We start from the raw sequence: 19,037 nt of genomic DNA, 5'->3' as shown, positions 1-19,037 counted from the left end.
GTCCATCGTCTGCAGTCAAGCGGCTGCAGCTTTGGGCTTTTTTTGTGCCTGCGGAATTAGCAAACAAAGGAAATGCGCATGTCCAGTGACTCACTCAATCTATTCTCGTTCCGCGGGAAGATAAAAGTGCTCCACCTAACTTGGGTGGCCTTCTTTATCACTTTCTTTGCCTGGTTTAACCACGCACCATTGCTAATGGCAATTGCGAAAAGCCTTTCATTAACTCCGGACCAGGTCAAAACCCTACTTATTTTAAACGTGGCCCTGACAATACCCGCACGCATTGTAATCGGGATGCTCACTGATAAATATGGCCCCAGACTCACCTATTCGCTATTACTGGCAATCGGCAGTGTGCCTTGCTTTATTTTTGCCCTGGCAGACAATTTTGTGCAGGCAGCCATTGGCCGATTCCTTTTGGGCTTTATTGGTGCAGGTTTTGTTGTAGGTATCCGCATGGTATCCGAATGGTTCCCGGCTCGACAGCTGGGTACCGCAGAGGGTATTTACGGGGGATGGGGAAATTTTGGCTCAGCCGCAGCGGCCATGTCCCTACCCACCATCGCCCTGTTTTTTGGCGGTGACGACGGCTGGCGCTATGCCATTGGCCTCACTGGCGCAATCGCACTGGTTTACAGCGTAGTTTATTACTTCTCTGTGACTGATACGCCCAAGGGGTCAACCTATTTCAAGCCCAAAAAAATTGGTGCTATGGAAGTCACCAGTCCCGGGGATTTTTTCCTGCTTCTGGTGATGAAAGTGCCCATGTATGCGGCACTGGCTCTGCTAACCTGGAAATTATCCAGCGGCGTTGCATTAATATCCAACCTTACCGCCAACCTGATCTATGCAGGCCTGGTATTACTGTATCTTCTGGACGCGTATAAAACCTACAGTATTAACCGTGAAGTACTCAGCAACCCACCAGCACCGGTACACCGCTATAAGTTTAAGCAAGTAGCAGTTTTGAATCTGCTCTACTTCGCGACTTTCGGTTCCGAATTGGCTGTGGTTTCCATGCTGCCCCTGTTCTTCTCCGAGACCTTTACACTGGACCCGGTAAAAGCTGGCTTGCTGGCCTCCGCCTATGCCTTTATGAACCTCATGTCACGCCCTGCCGGCGGATTGATTAGTGACCGCTGGGGGCGCAAACCTACCCTGCTGATCCTCACCGCTGGCCTGGCTCTGGGTTACTTCACTATGAGCATGATCGATGCCGAGTGGCCCCTGTACCTGGCGGTCGCCGCTGCCATGGCCTGTTCCTTCTTTGTGCAAGCTGGCGAGGGCGCTGTATTCGCAGTGGTGCCCTTGATCAAACGCCGCCTAACCGGGCAGATTGCCGGCATGACTGGCGCCTACGGCAATGTCGGAGCCGTTTTCTATCTCACCGTTCTCAGCATGGTGTCTTACCAGGCCTTTTTCCTGGTAATCTGCGCTACCGCATTGCTCGGCTTTGCCGCCCTGCTTCTACTGGAAGAACCGGAGGGACAAATGGCAGAAGTACACCCCGATGGCAGCGTATCCATGATCGATGTTGCCTAATAACGATCTACCCACTGCAGCGAGCACAGAAGAATCCGGGCTCGCTGCCAGTGACAGTTCGCAGGGCGATAAAGAAGATGCCCTGCAACTGTTCACTGCCTCCTGCGCCGGACTTCGCCAACACAATGACGACGCCTGCGCAGTGAGGCTTCCCGAAGGCGCTGAATTACAGCGCCACGGCAGCCTTGCCGCAGTAGCCGACGGTGTTGCCAATGCAGAAGCCGGCGGTGAAGCAGCCCGCGCTGCCATCAATGGATTCTTTTCCGATTATTACAGCACCCCGCAAACCTGGTCGACAAAGCACGCTGTTGCGCGGGTTTTGCACTCGCTCAATAGCTGGCTATTTCGACAGAGTGGCGGCAGTGCAGAAATTAAACGGGGTTGGTTGACCACTTTTTCTGCCGTTATTTTCAAAGGCACCAGCGCACATCTGGTTCACATCGGCGATTCCCGGATATACCGGCTCCGCGACAGGAAATTAGAGTGCCTGAGTAGCGATCACAGCCACAGCCTTGGACCTGGACGCACGTTTTTGAGTCGCGCCCTGGGAATGGATGCCCATATTGAGGTGGACTACCGCTGTGAGGAATTACAGTCCGGGGATATTTTCCTGGTGAGTAGCGATGGTATTCACGATTTTCTGCCTGAGACGGAGATGATTGAGCGATTGCTTAACTTTTCCAGCTCAACACCACAAGGGCTTATTGATGCTGCTCTGGAAGCGGGCTCTACCGATAACCTGACTGCTGTCACTTGCCGGATAAATTATGTAGGGCTGCCCCAGTGCGATGAATTGGCTATGCGCAATCGCGAACTCCCGTTCGCACCTGACCTGCGCCCAGGCCAAAAGCTCGACAACTTTCTTGTTTTACAGGAATTACATGCCAGCAGCCGCAGCCATCTCTATCTGGCCCGAGACCTCAATACCGAAGTATTGCGGGTGATAAAAACTCCCTCGGTTAATTTCTGCGATGACCCCCACTACATCGAACGATTTATTGCTGAGGAATGGACCGGGCGACGAATCTCCCACCCAGGAATTATTAAAGTTTTTGCTCCGACTTCTGAAAGGCACTGTCTCTATCATATTCTCGAATATATCGAAGGACAGACTTTGCGTCAGTGGATGCAATTACATCCACAACCTCAAATTCCCCAAGTGCGGGAGCTAATGGCACAACTGGTTAGTGCGTTGCGAAGTTTACAGCGGTTGGAGATCGTTCACGGCGATCTCAAGCCAGAGAATATTATGATGCGCAACGACGGGCGCCTGGTAATCATTGATCTCGGTGGTGCCGATGGCCCAGGGCTCAGAGAGCAATTACATCTATCTGGTGAAACAGCACCCGGCAGTAAGAATTATGCAGCTCCGGAATTCTTTTTTGGGGATAGCGCCAGCCATCGATCAGACATCTTTTCCCTGGGAATCATTGCTTATGAATTGCTCACGGGCAAATATCCCTATCCCGAGCGCTTTGGTAGCTACCACTACCGTTTAAAGAGCTATAACCAAATGCGCTTTACTCGCGCATCCGCACACCGCAAAGATATTCCCTACTGGATTGATAGCGCTCTACAAAAGGCTTGTGCTCCTGATCCTAAAAAGCGCTACAACGCATTGTCAGAATTTATCCAGGATCTGCAATCTCCCAGCCCGGAATTTAAAGCCCCCCAAAGCCGCCCCCTGCTAGAAAGAAATCCGGTTCTTGTCTGGCAGCTACTAACTTTAATTCTACTGCTCTCTCATCTGCTCTACTTCTTTTGGCGCTAATACATAAGATTTGAATAAGCACATTTACAGCGCAGAAAATTAATTAAATGCACCACTTTGTCGCAAAAATTGTGGACAATCAGGCCAAAACCCCTTTATTACTAAAAATAAAATTGGCATAGAGATTGAATGTATTTAATTACCAACAAATTATTCCCCCATTACGAGGCAACGGCGCCTGTACTCTTCGGCAGAAGAGGAGACGCCCTTGCCATTTCAGACGGGCCCTCTTCCTGCCGGATAAAACGAATTGAGACGGCAGGATTGTAAATGAAGGCAAATGTTAAACCTCAAAAGCTGATTGTGATTGGCAACGGTATGGTCGGGCACCATTTCCTGGAACAGCTCGCCAACCATCAATACGCCAACCAGTTTGATATCACCATATTCTGTGCAGAGCCCCGTCCCGCTTATGACCGGGTCCACCTTTCCGAATACTTTGCCGGGCGCACAGCTGAAGACCTGTCCATGGGAGACCTGGAGCAGTATCAGCAGTGGGGTTTTAATATCCTGCTCAATGACAAGGTGGTGCAAATTGATCGGGACAATAAAACAATTACTGCGGCAAGTGGAGCCTGCCACTCTTACGATCAATTAATACTCGCCACTGGCTCCTACCCATTTGTCCCACCAATACCCGGACACCAACACCAGCACTGCTTTGTATATCGAACCCTGGAAGATCTCGATTCCATTCGCTCGATTGCCGCCAGTGCAAAAAGTGGTGTAGTTGTCGGCGGTGGCCTACTGGGCCTGGAAGCTGCCAATGCCCTTAAAGCCCTGGGACTTGAAGCCCACGTTGTCGAGTTCGCCCCAGGCCTTATGGCCACTCAGTTGGATGAAGGTGGTTCAGCCCTATTAAGATCAAAAATTGAAGCACTCGGGGTTCAGGTACACACCAGTACTGCCACTGAATTGATTGAAGAAGTAGACGGCCGCCTGCGTATGCAGTTCAAGGGAGATAAAGAACTGCTTACCGATATGATTGTTTTCTCCGCAGGCATTCGCCCCCAGGATGAACTGGCAAAATCCAGCGGGCTGGAAATTGGCGAACGCGGCGGGATCGTAATTGACAGCAACTGCCGTACTTCAGACCCGAATATTTTCGCTATCGGCGAATGCGCGCTTTACGATCAGAAAATTTTTGGCCTGGTCGCTCCCGGTTACAGCATGGCGCGTACTGCTGTCGCTCAACTGACCGGTGGAGAGGAAAGTTTTAACGGTGCTGACATGAGCACCAAGCTGAAACTCCTGGGCGTACAGGTCGGTTCTATTGGCGATGCCCATGGTCGCACCAACGGCGCTGCCGCTATTACTTTTGTAGACGAGCAGAGCGGTGTTTACAAACGTATGATCACCGATAGCGAGGGAAAAAAGCTCCTGGGCGCGGTAATGGTAGGAGATACGGATGACTACGATACCCTGCTGCAATATCACCTCAACGATATTGATCTGCCCGAACACCCGGAACAATTAATTTTACCGGCAACCGATGGCGCCACTCCCGGGCTGGGTGCTGCTACACTTCCCGCGTCGGCTACCGTGTGTTCCTGCCACAATGTAAGTAAAGGCCAGATTATCGACGCCGTTGCCGGTGGCTGCCACTCACTGGCTGATGTCAAGGATGCAACAAAAGCATCTACAGGCTGCGGTGGTTGTGCTGGGCTACTGAAAAATATTGTCGATGAAGAGCTAGCGGCGCTCGGCATGGAAGTGAACAATCACTTATGCGTGCACTTCCCCTTCTCCCGCCAGGAGTTATTCCACATTATCCAGGTGGAAGAAATAAAAACCTTTAGTGAATTATTAAGCAAACACGGTTCAGGGCGCGGCTGTGAAATTTGTAAACCTGCAGCCGCATCCATATTTGCCTCCCTGTGGAATGAACATATTCTGGAGCAGACTCATGTCGGCTTACAGGACACCAACGATACTTTTATGGCGAATATGCAGAAAAACGGCAGCTATTCTGTAGTTCCGCGTATTCCCGGCGGCGAGATCACACCGGAAAAATTAATAGTGATCGGCGAAGTGGCCAAACGCTACGACCTTTATACAAAAATTACTGGCGGCCAGCGTATCGACTTGTTTGGCGCGCGCCTGGAGCAGCTACCGGAAATTTGGCGAGAGCTGATTGATGCCGGATTTGAAACCGGCCATGCCTACGGCAAATCCCTGCGCACGGTTAAGTCCTGTGTTGGTAGCACCTGGTGTCGCTTTGGGGTTCAGGACAGCGTTTCAATGGCCCTTCAAGTAGAGAACCGCTACAAGGGATTGCGCTCTCCACACAAAATAAAAATGGCTGTCTCCGGCTGTACCCGTGAATGCGCTGAGGCTCAAAGCAAAGATGTCGGGGTTATCGCCACTGAAAAAGGTTGGAATCTATTTGTTTGTGGCAACGGCGGCATGCGCCCCCGCCATGCAGATTTGTTCGCCACTGACCTGGATGACGAAACCCTTATCCGCTATATCGACCGTTTCCTGATGTTCTATGTGCGCACCGCCGATAAATTACAGCGCACATCTGTGTGGCTGGAAAATCTTGACGGCGGCCTGGATTACCTGCGCGAAGTCATTATCGATGACAAGCTGGGGATTTGTGCCGAGCTGGAAGCCCAGATGGCCCGGGTAGTAGACACCTACCAATGCGAATGGAAAACAGCCATTAACGATCCGGAAAAACTCAAGCGCTTCCGTCAATTCGTTAATAGCAACGAAACCGACGAAAAGATTGTTTTCGTTAAAGAGCGCGGGCAACCGCGTCCGGCGACCACTGACGAGCTAGTGGAAACAGCCGAATCCGCCTAAAGCTTCTCCCGGCGGCGCAAGCCGCCAGTTATACCTTTATTAATAAATTGCTTTTGAATCCTTTCCATCCATTGTGAGGAAATTATTATGAGCCTGGCTGCCCTGCAAGAAACTCCCTCAAATTCAGTTGCCATAACCCACCCCCAATGGTCTCCAATCTGTCAGCGATCAGATTTGGTCACCAACTCTGGGGTATGTGCGCTTTGGGGCGATACCTCCGTATACCCAACGAAGGCTTTGAATACAGTGACTAAAACTGTCTATCAAAGAAGCATCGCCCTGTTTTTTTTACCCGACCAGGAACAACAGCTTTATGCCGTTGACAACTGGGACCCAATCGCACAAGCTGGTGTGATTGCAAGAGGAATTATTGCGGAATTGGAAGGGGAATTAACCATTGCTTCCCCAATGTATAAAAACCATTTCCGCCTTAGCGATGGAGTCTGCATGGAAGACAGCGATATCAAGCTTGCCACCTACCCGCTGGCATTTAGTGGGAACACGGTTTACATCGGCAACAATAAGCTACAGTAATGGCAGTACAGGAATTTCTGAGCGCGCACCGCTCCTGCACTACCTGCCCCTATTGTGGTGTCGGTTGTGGGGTTTCGGTTAACAGGGAAGAGCGCGCAAATACTACAGCGATTACTGTTAGTGGCGATTCCCAGCACCCTTCAAATTTCGGCAAATTGTGCGTTAAAGGTTCTGCGCTCGGCGAAACGCTGGGCGAACACGGCCGTCTCCTGCACCCTCGCCTGCGCGGAAAAGATTGTGACTGGGATACTGCGCTCTCTTATATGGCCGATGCCTTTAAGCAGACAATTCGCGACCATGGCCCTGACTCTGTAGCTTTTTATCTGTCCGGTCAGCTTCTCACCGAAGACTACTATGTGGCCAACAAGTTAATGAAGGGATTTATTGGCTCTGCCAATATTGATACCAATTCCCGACTTTGTATGGCCTCTGCGGTGGTGGGATATAAACGCGCATTTGGTGCCGATGCGGTACCCTGTTCCTATGAGGATCTGGAACAGGCTGAACTTATCGTGCTTATCGGTTCCAATGCAGCCTGGACACATCCGATCTTATTCCAGCGAATGCAGGCAGGTGCTGCAAAGCTTGTCGTTATCGACCCCCGTGGCAGCGCTACCAGTGAAATGGCAGATCTTCACCTGGCAATTAAACCCGGCACTGATGCGGCACTATTCAATGGACTACTGCGTTTTCTCAGCCGGCACTATTATCTAGATACCGGCTACATAAAAAATCATACACAGGGATTTGCCGATACCTTAGCTGCGGCTCAAGACTGGTCACCAGAATTAACTGCGGCCACCTGTGGCATATCTATCGAAAAACTATTGGAATTTTTTCAGGCATTTGCAGCAACAGAAAAGACCATTAGTTTTTATTCCATGGGAATCAATCAGTCCAGCAGCGGCACTGATAAAAACAACGCAATCATAAACTGCCATTTAGCCACCGGACGCGTGGGCAAAATTGGTGCAGGACCATTTTCTATTACCGGCCAACCCAACGCGATGGGTGGACGCGAGGTGGGCGGACTTGCCAATACCCTCGCCGCGCATATGGAGTTTAACGAGCAGGATATTGACCGGGTATCACGATTCTGGAATTCCGATCAAATTGCTACCAAGCCGGGAATGAAGGCTGTGGATATGTTCCGCGCGGTAGAAAGCGGAAAAATTAAAGCCATTTGGATTATGGCTACCAACCCCGCCGTCAGTATGCCCGAAGCCGATAGAGTCAAAGCCGCACTACAGAAATGCCCGTTGGTTATTGTCTCCGACTGCATTGCCAATACCGATACCGCTCGCTGTGCCGATTTGCTACTTCCCGCAACGGGCTGGGGAGAAAAAAACGGCACTGTCACCAATGCAGAACGACGTATCTCTCGGCAACGTGGATTTTTATCCCCAGCGGGAGAAGCTCGCCACGACTGGCAAGCCCTGTGCGGACTGGCCCAACATCTGGGTTATGGAGATCAGTTTAATTATTCACACCCCGCCGATATTTTTCGTGAGCACGCCCAGCTTTCCGGCTTCGAAAACCACGGCTCCAGGGCTTTTGATATCTCCGCACTCGCCAATATCAATCGCAGTGAATACGATGCACTGGCCCCGGTACAGTGGCCGGTCAACCAGGAGCATCCAGCCGGGTGCAAACGCTTATTCACCAGTGGACAGTTTTTTACCCCGGACAAACGTGCTCGCTTTATCCCCATAGCGCCGCAGCCTCCGGAACAGCAGATCAGTGGCGAGTATCCTATATGGCTCAATACCGGCCGTATGCGCGACCAGTGGCATACCATGACCCGAACCGGGCGGGTAAGAAAATTACTCGATCACAGCGAACTGCCGGAAATACAAATAAACCCCAAGGATGCCGCTCGCTTCCAGGTTAAAGATGGGGAATTAGTTCGGTTAAACAGCGCCTCATCTAAAATGGTCGGCCGCGCCGCTCTCAACGGCGGGCAAAAAAGAGGGGAGATCTTTGCCCCCATTCACTGGAGTGAAACCTTCTCACAGGATTCCAAGCCCAGTGCCCTGGCGGACTCCAGTATTGATCCCTATTCCGGTCAACCTGAATTCAAACAGGTTCCCGTCAATGTCAGTCCCCTGGCAGCTGAATACTTTGCCACAATGATCTGTGCCGAAGAGACTGCCGATAGAGTATGGGATTGGTTACAGCAGTCCAACGACAGCAGTATCCTGCACTGGTATCGAGTCCCCTTGGAAAATGGCTTTCGCTATGAAATTGCCGCGAACCAACTTATCCACGGGCGGGATCTGGCATCCAAGATAATGAACGACCAGCCCCAATTGTTCTGGCAGGAATTGGTTACCTCTAAAAGTCAGCGCTGGATCGCCTACGATAATAGCTTAAAGCTGCTGATTTTCTCTGGTAGAAACTGGCACCAATTACCCAGCCGACAGCACCTGGAAAACTACCTGGCCACTCCCCTGCCTGAATCACCAGGGCAACTGCTTCATCCCATAAAGCCCGGTGTGAAGATGATTTGTACCTGCCTCCAGGTTTCCCGGCCACAGATAGAGGAGGCCATCGCCCAAGGCATTAACACCGTCGAAGCACTGGGAGAAACCCTTGGCTGCGGTACCAGCTGCGGTTCCTGCAAACCAGAAATTTCCAGCATTATTCGCACAGTTAACGCCTCTGAAGACACATCCATGGAGTCAACTCCGGTAAAGCAAGATCCGGTAGAAATAAGCAGTAATGCCCGAATAAATATGGTTCAGGAATTTATTCCGCAGTAAGGTTTTAAATTCCCCCATGAATAAAAGAACCTCTGCCCGCAAGTGACCAACCTTGACGGCAGAGGCCTCTACCGAGCTATTGAGAACCTTCCGGGACAATCAACCGCTTCTGCAGCTAGCTTTTGCGTTAAATCGCGAGGATGGCAAGCAGCAAGCTGGGTATCACTATCGGCCAAATAATCAATCAGTTTCTGTATAGGACCTTCGGAGACTCCGTTTGAAGGCCTAACTGCATAGGCGGGTAAATTCGGAAGCGGCCAGTCTGGCAATAACTCTTGTACATCATCCTGTGCGCTTATTAAAAATCGAGGTGGTGCCGATAGTCCCAGGCCGCAGCTCGTCAGTCGATAAGCCGCTTCAACGCTGTCGACAGTCGCTACCGGGGTGTAGCTAACTTCATATTCGCCCTGCTGCCGATGTAGAAATTGCCTGTGATTGGGCCGCATTGTCAGCCCAATCCAGGGCCAGACTGCAAGGTCGCGAGGATGACCCGGAAAACCATAGCGATCCAGCATATCGCCACTGGCAATTAACACCCGCTCTAATTCAAATATCTTACGCGCTTTCAAATTGCTGTCAGGCATATTACCCAGGCGAATTGCCAAGTCAAAACCACCGCCAATTACATCCTCGTGCTGGTCGCTGCATTGAAGTTGTAAATGAATACCCAGATCCCGCCGGACAAAGCCCACTATTTTGCTCAGCAAGCGGCTGTGGATCAAAACGGCGGGGATTGCAATTTTAAGCCGACTGATACTGCATTCCTCTCGCGCTTTGTATTCTCCGAGACCATCGGCGTACAAATCCAATATATTCTGTGCCGTTTTATAAATCTTTTCCCCATCTTCGGTCAGGGACAACTTGCGGGTATTGCGATACAAGAGCGCAACGCCAAGACTTTCCTCCAACCTCGCCACATAGGAACTAACGCTGGCGACAGAAATATCCAGTTCCGAAGAAGCGCCTCTAAAAGAGCCGCTTTCCACAACCTTGGCAAACACCAGTAAATAGCGAATATCCTTTAGCACAATAGCAACTCCCTATGAATTCTCTAAAGATACTTCTGGGTCAGCAGGAAAGAATACACCGCTCTTGCGAAGATCTGTGAATATATTGCTGTTAGCACGTAATCGGCACCCAGTCTCATGCAGCACACTCTTCCATACTTACTACTGGGGTGGAAGGAAAGAATACACTGCACTCGAGACACGCAGTGAATACATCCCTGTAAGCTCCTAATCGGCATCCATGCCTCATAGGGTCCCAAGTGCAGTGTATTCTTTCCTTCTCCATTTTTAGTAAGTAAATTTTTATAAACAATATATTTCAGTTTTAAGTATCTAATCATTTTCCTACCAGGCCATTAAAGTCTCCAAACAATTGATAACTGCTAGGAGCAGCGAATGTCACTACTTCTTGCTATGTTTGGGTTTTCCCTGGCTATGTCCATTACACCGGGGCCGGTGAATATGGTTATCATTTCCTCTGGGGTGAATTATGGATTTATCCGCACCTTGCCCTTTGTATCAGGAGCCACAATAGGCTTTACACTGTTACTTGCAGCTATAGGCCTTGGGCTCTATCAGGCAATAGAAATTTATCCCCAGTTACTACGATATGTTGCGATATCAGGATCAATTTATGTGGCCTTTATCGGCTACCAAACAGCGGCTGCACCTACTAATCATGCGGATATTGAGCAGTTACAGAAACCACGCTTTTACCAGGGGTTTTTATTGCAATGGCTCAATCCGAAGGCCTGGATCGCCTGCCTTTCTGGAGTGGCTATTTTCTCCAGCAGCGATAACCACAGCAATTTACTCTCATTCACCCTGATTTACTTTCTGGTTTGCTACATCTCATTAAGTATTTGGGCTATTGCCGGAGATCGGGCTCGCCTATTATTAGAGAGTCAATACCGGCGCAAAATATTTAACAGATCCATGGGGAGCCTTCTGATTATTTGCGCTACCTACCTTCTCTATAGCCAGGCTTTTACAGATTAACTAAAAAATCTCTAACATTTAATTCACTCGACAACTACCTTGGGGTCCACCTAGTCTTAGTAAAAACTAAGCTTGGGCAGCCTATGATTAAGCTCCACCATATTGACCATATTGTATTGCGTGTCCAATCCCTAAAACCCATGCTCGACTTTTACCAAAATATTCTTGGATGCAGCATTGTGCGCCAACGGGACGATATTGGCCTCTACCAACTCCGCGCAGGCACTTGCATGATAGATTTAGTGCCAGTTGATAAAACTATAGGCCAGAGAGGGGGAGCAGCACCAGGAAAGGAAGGGCGGAACCTGGATCATTTTTGCTTCCGGGTTGAACCCTTTAATCCGGAGAGCATCCAGGCCTTTTTAGCGCAGGAACAGGTAAAGTTTTCGCCAGCAGAAGAGCGCTTTGGCGCCGATGGAATTGGCCTGTCAATTTACATCTCAGATCCCGAAGACAATGTGATTGAGCTGAAAGGGCCACCCACTGACAACAACTGAAGTTTGTGCCACGCTTGCGGAGTAGCCGGGCCCTTACCGGTTTCCCAACGACTCTTTCTCGATCAGCCAGGCGACTCACTATGGAAGCGGAAGTAATTGACTACACCGTAAACGGGGATACTTTTTGCGGATATCTCGCATGGGATGAAAATATCAGTGACAAACGGCCGGGGGTTTTACTGGTACACGAATGGTGGGGGCACAATGCCTTTGTTCGCGAGCAGGCGGAGAAACTGGCCAACTGCGGCTACCTCGCTTTTGCAGTGGATATGTTTGGCGCAGGCAAACAGACCGATGATCCACAAGAGGCACAACAGTTCAGGGATGAAGCCCTGAAGGACCCGGTGGTCCTTGAAGCGCGCTTCCGCACAGCATTATCACTGCTCCAGCAGCGGCCCCAGGCAGACTCGGACCAGGTCGCAGCACAGGGCTATTGTTTTGGCGGCGGAGTCGTACTCGCTATGGCTCGAGTCGGCGTGGACTTGCGCGGCGTAGTCAGTTACCACGGGGCACTGGCAAGAAGTACGCCCGCACAAAACAAACCTATTAATGCTGAAATACAGGTCTACACCGGCGGCGCCGATGTGATGGTTCCACCGGACCAGGTCGGCCAGTTTGTTACTGAGATGCAGGAATCCAAAGCCAAATTAACTCTGGTCAGTTACCCGGGGGTTCTACATGGATTTACCAACCCCTGTGCAACAGACCGGGGAGAAAAGTTCGGCCTGCCGCTGGCCTATAACCGTGAAGCCGCTGAGGACGCTTGGCGGGGAACACTGGCATTTTACGAGAAGATTTTCTCCTGAAGTGAACGCCGGAAAACTGCTAGCAACCTTTTAGCGCGATAAAAGTACGCCTTGGGAGTTGGTAGCAGTACTCGTGTATTGCTACTACTTTCCTACTCGGTCAAATCCAAATAGCGAGCTCCCCCTCCCTGCTCCGCAGCTTCATCCCCGGGATTCCGTAAAGGGCATTTCTGCATAGACAAACAACCACAGCCAATACATCCCTCAAGATCATCGCGCAACTTGGTTAACTGCTGGATACGCTGATCCAACTCTTCACGCCAGTGAGAAGAGAGTGATGACCAATCCCCCGCATTGGGCGTGCGTTTATTGGGAAGCTCCCCGAAAGCCTCGCGTATTTCCGACAGTGGAATCCCGGTGCTCTGGGCCACCTTGATAATGGCCACTCGGCGCAACACATCCCGCGAGTAACGCCTTTGATTTCCCGAGGTCCGCCAGCTGGCAATCAGGCCTTTGCTTTCATAGAAATGCAGGGCGCTGACTGCCACGCCGCTGCGCTCGGCCACCTCGCCAACAGTCAGCTCCCGCTTGATTTGCTTTGACTTTACCGCTCCTTTTTCGGCCGATTCTTCAGCTGCCATAAAAATGCCCACCAACCATTGACCTAAACATTAGTTGAGGTTTTACACTGCTGCGCAACCTAATGCAAGCGAGGGAGAAAAGTGATGGAAAAGCACCAAGCAAACGGCGTTGCGCAACCAGTCGGTCAAGCCAACCCAAACCTGTTCTTACTACTAGTGGCAGCTGCAAGCCTGAACCCCAAATTTGCTACTGAAATACGCGAGTCTGGAGATACCGCGAAGAGAAACCCAGGGACCTAGAAGCAGCGACTAATAATCATGAAGCACACGACCAGCGGGATACCGTCTCAGAGCCGTATCACATTACTGTGCTTGGCAGCACTCACTATCATGTCGGGGGCCACTGTAGCCCCGTCACTACCTGCACTGCAGCAGTATTTCTCAGGGACACCCAATAGTGATTTGTGGAGCCGACTGGTAGTGACCCTGCCCGCTTTGAGCATCGCCCTCTGCGCTCCATTAGCAGGCTGGATTGCTGATCGCCATGGCCGCCTGCAATTATTGAAAGCAGCCCTGGTACTCTATGGACTATCCGGTCTACTAGCCCTATTTCAGGATAGTCTCGCAGGTATCCTGACTAGCCGCTTACTATTGGGAGTTGCCGTGGCCGGAACAATGACCTCGGTAACAGCCCTGGTGGGGGATTATTTCAGCCGGGAGCAACGCCTAACTTATTTGAGCCAGCAGAGTACTTTTATCAGTATCGGTGGGGTCGTATTTCTAACCCTGGGCGGACTACTGGCCAGCTTACATTGGCGCGCCCCCTTCGCAATTTACTTGTTGGCCTTACTACTAGTTCCAGCAGTTAAAATTTTCCTTTGGGAGCCCATGCGAGTAAGGCCTTTCAAGCACAGAGACCCCAAAAAAGAAAAGCAGGATAACCCGCTTGCATTTTATGCACTACTGGCGGCGGCAACTTTAAATAGCCTGGCTTTTACCCTGATTCCAACTCAGATCCCTTTTTACTTGCGCGAGATAGAAATCTCCTCACCCAGCCTTATTGCTATGGCTATCGCCTCCAGTAATGTTATGGGAGCCATCGCCTCATTATTGATTTACCGGCGAGCCCGGAATCGACTGGGAGTGCTCGGCGTTTTTGTCGCAAGCTTTACTATTATGGCCGCCAGCTTTGGGCTGCTCGCCGGCGCTGAAAACCTGACGGAAATAGTTGCTTTTATTGCCCTCTACGGACTTGGAATGGGTACCCTGATACCACATATCTTTTCTACGGCTCTCGAATCTGCTCCGGAGTCAAAAAGAGGGAAAACTGCGGGATTTCTGACGACTGGAATTTTTCTTGGGCAATTTATTTCGCCTTTCATCAGCCAGCCCTGGATTGATAAAATGGGATATTCCAGTGCATTCTCATCCATGGCTTTAATTTTGATGTTCGCCGCCTCCAGCGCAGCTTTGATATACATCATTAAAATTAAAAAAGAATTCTCATTGGCATATACTTCCGGGCTGGGATCGGGAAACTGATCCGACAGGAAAGGTATTCCTCCTTTCTGCCCGATAAATCCACCTGACAACACACAGCCAAAGCCGTACGGTAATTTTGGCAAGGAGAAAAAGTGGAATCGATTATTTCCATCAAAGGCTTGGGAAAAACCTATGCCGAGGGGTTTACCGCCCTGAAGAATATCGACCTGGAAATTCAGCGGGGAGAACTCTTTGCCTTGCTCGGCCCCAATGGCGCGGGCAAGACAACCATGATCAGTATTATCTGCGGCATCGTAAATCCAAGCTGCGGTGAGGTCACTGTCAATGGTTACAATATTCAGCGGGACTATCGCAATGCCCGCAATGAGATTGGTCTGGTGCCCCAGGAGATATCCACCGATGCCTTTGAAACCGTTTGGGCGGCAGTGAAATTCAGCCGCGGTCTATTCGGCAAGGCTCCCAATCCCGCCTATCTGGAGAAAATTCTACGGCAGCTATCCCTATGGGAGAAAAAAGATAACAAAATTATTACACTTTCAGGAGGAATGAAGCGCCGACTGATGATCGCCAAAGCGCTATCCCACGAGCCCAATGTGCTCTTCCTCGACGAACCCACCGCCGGGGTCGATGTGGAGCTACGCCAGGATATGTGGCAAATGGTGCGCGAACTGAAAGAGTCGGGAGTAACCGTTATCCTCACCACCCACTATATCGAAGAGGCCGAGGAAATGGCCGATCGTGTCGGTGTTATCAATCACGGCCAACTGGTTCTGGTTGAGGAGAAAAATGCACTGATGAAGAAAATGGGGGAGAAAGAACTCAGCCTGCAACTGCCCACACCACTGCAACAAATTCCAGAGAGTCTCGCTGACCTGCCACTCAGTCTCAGCAGCGATGGCAGCCAGCTGGTTTATCGCTTTGATATCAAAAGCGAAGACACTGGTCTTGCGGAATTTCTGCGCCGTTTAAATGCCGCCAATATTGAATTCCGCGATTTACACACCCGGGAAAGCTCCCTGGAGGAAATTTTCGTCAACTTGGTTCACGGTGCCCGCCTTGAACGGGAAGAGCAGCTCAGCAAGGAGGCACAGGCATGAATTGGTATGGAATTGGCGCCATCTATAAGTTTGAGATGGCCCGCACCTGGCGTACCCTGATGCAGAGCATCGCCTCACCGGTGCTCTCCACATCTCTCTATTTTATTGTGTTTGGTGCGGCGATTGGATCGCGTATGGGGGATATCGACGGAGTCAGTTATGGGGCCTTTATTATTCCAGGATTGGTAATGCTGGCGCTGCTCAGCGAGAGTATTTCCAACGCCTCTTTCGGAATATTTTTCCCTAAGTTTTCCGGCACCATTTATGAAGTACTGTCCGCTCCCATATCCTCCTTCGAAATCGTCACCGGATATGTGGGTGCCGCAGCGACAAAGTCCATTTTATTGGGGCTGTTGATATTGCTGACCGCTCGCTTTTTTGTGGATTACGAAATTGTCCACCCCTGGTGGATGCTGACATTCCTGGCGCTGACTGCCGTCACTTTTAGCCTGTTCGGATTTATTATCGGAGTTTGGGCCGATGACTTTCAGAAGCTGCAAGTTATTCCGCTGATGATTATTACGCCGCTCACTTTTCTCGGCGGTGCATTTTATTCGATCAGTATGCTGCCGGAAATGTGGCAAAAAATTACCTTGTTCAACCCAGTAGTTTATTTGATCAGCGGCTTCCGCTGGGCTTTTTACGGCGTAGCCGATGTTAACCTGGGGCTGAGTATCGGCATGACTTTGCTCTTTCTGGTGCTGTGCCTCACCACCGTCTGGTGGATTTTCCGCACCGGATACCGCATCAAAACCTGATTCCTCCCCTACGCCGCTGTGCCAACCTTAGTAAAGGCGGTACAGCGGTGGACTTGGCATGATGGAGGAATATCACGAAGGGGGCTGCGTTTGCGGGCAACTGCGCTTTCGCGCCCACGGCTCCCCTCGCCGGGTCAGCCTGTGCTCTTGTCAGTGGTGCAGAAAGCGCAGCGGTAGCCCCATCGGCTTATCGGTCTACTTCAAAAAGAAACAAATAGCCTTTCTTCAGGGCCATTTGCAAACCCACATTCTTTACTCCGATGCCTGTCGCTGGATAAAGAGCCAGTTCTGCCCCGATTGCGGCAGCACGCTCACCTGGACACTGGAATTCCTACCCGAATATCGGGGCTTCGGCGGCGGCGCCTTTGATGCACCGGAGTTTATTTATCCCGAGCGCTATGTTTACAGCCGCAACAAACCTGAGTGGCTCCAGGTAGCCACTGATATTGTCCTGTGCCCCGCGATGGCGGAGCAGCCCAAGAATACAGGCAATAATCCCGGCGCTAGTGGTGGGCACACATAAAGGTTCTCACCGCCTTTTGTACGCGTTCACGGCGCTCTTCCTGTGTCGACATTTGTCGGCAACCGATCAAGACCTGCATATGGTGGCAACCCAGCAACAAGCCGATAAAATCTTCCGCCGCTACGGCGGGATTATCCACCTTCAACATCTGTAACTGATTGGCTCTGCGCAGTAGCTGCTCTATCTCCCCCAAAATCCGCTGGGGACCTGCGTCAAAAAATAGCTGGGCCATTTCCGACTCCTGGGATGCCAGGGCACACAAAAGGCGTAACAGACGTACGCTATCCTCGCTCTCCACCATCCCCATAAAAGCGTCGCCAATACGCTCCAGGACCTGCTCTACCGATTCCCCCTCTTCTAAAGCAAAGATGGGCAGGGGCATCATCATTTCGCAGCGAGAGGCAATCGCGGCGCTAAAGAGCGTCTCCTTATCGGAGAAGTGGCTGTAGACCGTAAGTTTGGATACTCCCGCAGCCGAGGCCACCGCATCCACGCTGGTAGCGGCAAAACCGTGGGATAAAAACAGGTCCCGGGCGGCATCCAGAATGGCTTGGCGTTTCACCGGATCCTTGGGGCGACCGCGCTGGGCGGCCGTCTGGGTCTGCTCAGACATAGCTCTCCATATACTAGACTCGTTAGTTCATTAAATATACTATACTCGCCAGTATAACATTGATGGCCGCCCGGCCATGCTTGACCCAGTCACGGATCTGCCTCGACGCGCCAGCGCCGGGGAAGGAAGCCAATATGTACCGAATGCTAATCCTCGCTGCGCTCTCACTCAGCCTTTTGCTGAGCGCTTGTGCCCCCTCTGAATCTCAGGAACAAGAAACCAAACCGCGGCCCGCTGTTATGGTGCGCCCCACCCTGGCCAGCGCCCAAACCGATGTCTATCCCGGTGAGGTAAGAGCCCGCTTCGAGCCGGCACTGGCCTTCCGTATCGGCGGGAAAATCCAGCGGCGCCTGGTAAATGTCGGCGACCGTGTGGAGCAGGGCCAGCCCCTGGCAGAACTGGATACTGAAGACCTGCTGCTACAACTGGATTCAGCCCGCGCCAGCCATACTTCCGCCGAGGCAGACCAGCGCCTGGCTAGCAGTGAACTCTCGCGCCACCGCAAGCTATTGGAAAAGCAGCTGGTGAGCCTATCCCAGTTCGATACCGTAGAAACCCAATTCGAAGCCAGCGAAGCGCGACTACAGCAGGCCAAGGCACAGCTGGATGTTGCCCGCAACCAGGCTGCCTACGCCGTACTCAAGGCGCCGGAAAGTGGCGTGATCGCCCGCCGCATGGCCGAGGCCGGCCAGGTCGTTGCCGCAGGACAAGGCATTTTTGAGCTGGCAGCCGATGGTGAACGGGAAGTGCGTATCGACCTGCCGGAACAATCCATCAGCCGCTTTAAAGTGGGCCAACCGCTAACTGTCGAACTCTGGTCCCAACCGGGCCAATCTTTCCCCGCACGCATCCGCGAACTATCGCCGGCAGCCGATCCCATATCCCGCACCTTTGAAGCCAGGGTCGCTTTCGAAAATAAAGTGAGCGGTGTAGAAATCGGCCAGAGTGCACGGGCATTTGTCCCCAGGGCGGAAAAAACTGATGTACTGCAAGTTCCGATGTCAGCAGTCAGTGCTGACGATGGCGCCGCATTTGTATGGGTATTAAATCCAGAGACAAAAACGCTGCATAAAACCCCGGTCAGCCTGGGCCCCTACGGTGAGGAATTTGTCTCGGTATTTTCCGGGTTGGAACGCAATGACTGGGTCGTGGCCGCAGGTACCCATTTGTTGCAGGAAGGTATGGTGGTGCGCCCTGTGGACCGTATGAACCGCCCCATCGAACAGGGGCCGTCTCTCGCCCATCAGGAATAAATTAAAGACGCGGGAACAATAACGCCTGCCCGCGAAAATTAAT

Annotated in this window: 17 protein-coding genes; 14 read left to right on the top strand and 3 right to left on the bottom strand. The window is 51.4% G+C overall.

The annotated features are described in order from the left end of the window. The first annotated feature begins 78 nt into the window (after positions 1–78). From ACJJIS_RS03040 to ACJJIS_RS03020, 5 genes are all read left to right on the top strand, one after another. A complete protein-coding gene (locus ACJJIS_RS03040) occupies positions 79–1,542 on the top strand; it encodes a NarK family nitrate/nitrite MFS transporter (protein ID WP_444958594.1) in 1,464 nt (487 codons plus the stop codon). Continuing rightward, positions 1,532–3,313, top strand: a complete 1,782-nt coding sequence (locus ACJJIS_RS03035; RefSeq protein ID WP_475709451.1) for a bifunctional protein-serine/threonine kinase/phosphatase — start codon at positions 1,532–1,534, stop codon at positions 3,311–3,313. Before ACJJIS_RS03040 ends, ACJJIS_RS03035 begins: the two co-directional genes overlap by 11 nt. A gap of 270 nt (positions 3,314–3,583) precedes the next feature. Continuing rightward, complete coding sequence (nirB, locus tag ACJJIS_RS03030) at positions 3,584–6,121, top strand: nitrite reductase large subunit NirB (RefSeq protein ID WP_475709450.1); 2,538 nt, start codon at positions 3,584–3,586, stop codon at positions 6,119–6,121. An 87-nt stretch (positions 6,122–6,208) separates the two neighbouring features. Next, a complete protein-coding gene (nirD, locus tag ACJJIS_RS03025) occupies positions 6,209–6,655 on the top strand; it encodes a nitrite reductase small subunit NirD (RefSeq protein WP_282931350.1) in 447 nt (148 codons plus the stop codon). Beyond that, positions 6,655–9,417: a nitrate reductase gene (locus ACJJIS_RS03020; protein ID WP_475709449.1), complete on the top strand. Its 2,763-nt coding sequence runs from the start codon at positions 6,655–6,657 to the stop codon at positions 9,415–9,417. The genes nirD and ACJJIS_RS03020 overlap by 1 nt, the downstream gene beginning before the upstream one ends. Positions 9,418–9,485: 68 nt before the next feature. On the opposite strand, the gene ACJJIS_RS03015 is transcribed toward ACJJIS_RS03020, so the two are convergent. Continuing rightward, entirely contained in the window at positions 9,486–10,445 is a 960-nt protein-coding gene (locus ACJJIS_RS03015; protein WP_475709448.1) for a LysR family transcriptional regulator, read from the bottom strand. Between the two features lie 375 nt (positions 10,446–10,820). Between ACJJIS_RS03015 and ACJJIS_RS03010 the strand changes: the two genes are divergently transcribed. From ACJJIS_RS03010 to ACJJIS_RS03000, 3 genes are all read left to right on the top strand, one after another. Then, positions 10,821–11,423 carry a LysE family translocator gene (locus ACJJIS_RS03010; protein WP_475709447.1) on the top strand — a complete coding sequence of 201 codons (603 nt, stop codon included), beginning with the start codon at positions 10,821–10,823 and terminating at the stop codon, positions 11,421–11,423. 83 nt (positions 11,424–11,506) lie between these two features. Continuing rightward, a complete protein-coding gene (locus ACJJIS_RS03005; RefSeq protein WP_475709446.1) occupies positions 11,507–11,920 on the top strand; it encodes a VOC family protein in 414 nt (137 codons plus the stop codon). An 80-nt stretch (positions 11,921–12,000) separates the two neighbouring features. Next, a complete protein-coding gene (locus ACJJIS_RS03000) occupies positions 12,001–12,726 on the top strand; it encodes a dienelactone hydrolase family protein (protein WP_475709445.1) in 726 nt (241 codons plus the stop codon). Between the two features lie 92 nt (positions 12,727–12,818). Here ACJJIS_RS03000 and soxR read toward each other — a convergent pair whose 3' ends face one another. Next, on the bottom strand, positions 12,819–13,307 hold the full coding sequence (gene soxR, locus ACJJIS_RS02995) for a redox-sensitive transcriptional activator SoxR (protein WP_282931344.1): 489 nt from the start codon (positions 13,305–13,307) through the stop codon (positions 12,819–12,821). Positions 13,308–13,391: 84 nt separating this feature from the next. Between soxR and ACJJIS_RS02990 the strand changes: the two genes are divergently transcribed. The 5 genes from ACJJIS_RS02990 (at position 13,392) to ACJJIS_RS02970 (ending at position 17,128) form a co-directional block, all read left to right on the top strand. Continuing rightward, positions 13,392–13,547: a hypothetical protein gene (locus tag ACJJIS_RS02990; protein WP_413663245.1), complete on the top strand. Its 156-nt coding sequence runs from the start codon at positions 13,392–13,394 to the stop codon at positions 13,545–13,547. 18 nt (positions 13,548–13,565) lie between these two features. Continuing rightward, a complete protein-coding gene (locus tag ACJJIS_RS02985; protein ID WP_445355728.1) occupies positions 13,566–14,789 on the top strand; it encodes an MFS transporter in 1,224 nt (407 codons plus the stop codon). 92 nt (positions 14,790–14,881) lie between these two features. Next, positions 14,882–15,847: an ABC transporter ATP-binding protein gene (locus ACJJIS_RS02980; protein ID WP_413663247.1), complete on the top strand. Its 966-nt coding sequence runs from the start codon at positions 14,882–14,884 to the stop codon at positions 15,845–15,847. After that, positions 15,844–16,605: an ABC transporter permease gene (locus tag ACJJIS_RS02975; RefSeq protein ID WP_413663248.1), complete on the top strand. Its 762-nt coding sequence runs from the start codon at positions 15,844–15,846 to the stop codon at positions 16,603–16,605. The genes ACJJIS_RS02980 and ACJJIS_RS02975 overlap by 4 nt, the downstream gene beginning before the upstream one ends. A 58-nt stretch (positions 16,606–16,663) precedes the next feature. Then, positions 16,664–17,128: a GFA family protein gene (locus tag ACJJIS_RS02970; RefSeq protein WP_475709444.1), complete on the top strand. Its 465-nt coding sequence runs from the start codon at positions 16,664–16,666 to the stop codon at positions 17,126–17,128. Here the strand turns inward: ACJJIS_RS02970 and ACJJIS_RS02965 are convergent. Further along, on the bottom strand, positions 17,109–17,741 hold the full coding sequence (locus ACJJIS_RS02965; protein ID WP_413663250.1) for a TetR/AcrR family transcriptional regulator: 633 nt from the start codon (positions 17,739–17,741) through the stop codon (positions 17,109–17,111). The genes ACJJIS_RS02970 and ACJJIS_RS02965 overlap by 20 nt on opposite strands. 134 nt (positions 17,742–17,875) lie before the next feature. Here ACJJIS_RS02965 and ACJJIS_RS02960 point away from each other — a divergent pair, with 134 nt between their 5' ends. After that, on the top strand, positions 17,876–18,994 hold the full coding sequence (locus tag ACJJIS_RS02960; protein WP_475709443.1) for an efflux RND transporter periplasmic adaptor subunit: 1,119 nt from the start codon (positions 17,876–17,878) through the stop codon (positions 18,992–18,994). Positions 18,995–19,037 lie beyond the last annotated feature (43 nt).

It is taken from the genome of Microbulbifer maximicatervae (SeqCode) (assembly GCF_056231245.1).
Note: the sequence above shows the minus strand (reverse complement) of the source record. Positions and strands in the feature narration are given on the sequence as shown.